1 protein-coding gene is annotated in these 789 nt (G+C 73.9%); it reads left to right on the top strand.

Annotated elements, in window-relative coordinates; translation table 11 throughout:
• Window positions 1-61: 61 nt before the first annotated feature.
• Window positions 62-789 (top strand): FAD-dependent monooxygenase (locus EIO00_RS23975; RefSeq protein WP_175596327.1); only part of this gene is annotated, 728 nt, incomplete at its 3' end.

The following is a 789-nucleotide window of genomic DNA, read 5'->3' as shown; positions in this document are numbered from 1 at the left end:
CCGAAGCCCTGCAGACCTGGTTCGGCACCGCCCGGACCGCCGATCGGACGGGAGCGCGCTCATGACCAGGGATGTGATCGTCGTCGGCGCGGGCCCGGTCGGCCTGATGCTGGCCGGTGAGCTGCGGCTCGGCGGGGCGGACGTGGCGGTCTACGAGAAGCTGCCCGCCCCGGCGCGGGAGTCGCGCGGCGCCAGCTTCACCAAGCGCACCGCCGAATGCTTCGACCAGCGGGGGCTGCTCGGCAGGCTGGGCGAGACCGAGCCCGCCGACGGGCACTTCGGCGGGGTGCCGATCGACCTGGACATATTGTCCGAGGACCACCGCGGCCATCGGGGGATCTCCCAGTTCCGCACCGAGCGGATGCTGGAGGAGTGGGTGACCGAGCTGGGGGTGCCCATCCTGCGCGGGCATGAGGTGACCGGGTTCCGGCAGACCTCCGAGAGGGTCACGGTGACCTTCGACGGCCCGGGCGGCCCCGGCGAGGACGAGGCCGCGTACCTGGTGGGCTGCGACGGCGGGCGGAGCACCGTCCGCAGGCTCGCCGGCATCGACTTCCCCGGCTCGCCGGCCCGGCGCGGCTTCCTCACCGCCGACGTCACCGGCATCGACACCCGCCGGCGGCGCATCGGCGAGAACCTGCCGGGCGGCAGCATGGTCATGGCGATGGACCTGGAGAACGGCGTCACCCGGGTCGTGGTCTACGAGGCCGGGACGCCGCCGCGGGACCGCGACCGGCTCACCTACGCCGATCTGGCCGACGCCTGGGAGCGGCTCACCGGGGAGTCCAT

Origin of the sequence: Thermomonospora catenispora (genome assembly GCF_006363815.1) — a bacterium.
GTDB lineage: Bacteria > Actinomycetota > Actinomycetes > Streptosporangiales > Streptosporangiaceae > Thermomonospora > Thermomonospora catenispora.
Note: the sequence above shows the minus strand (reverse complement) of the source record. Positions and strands in the feature narration are given on the sequence as shown.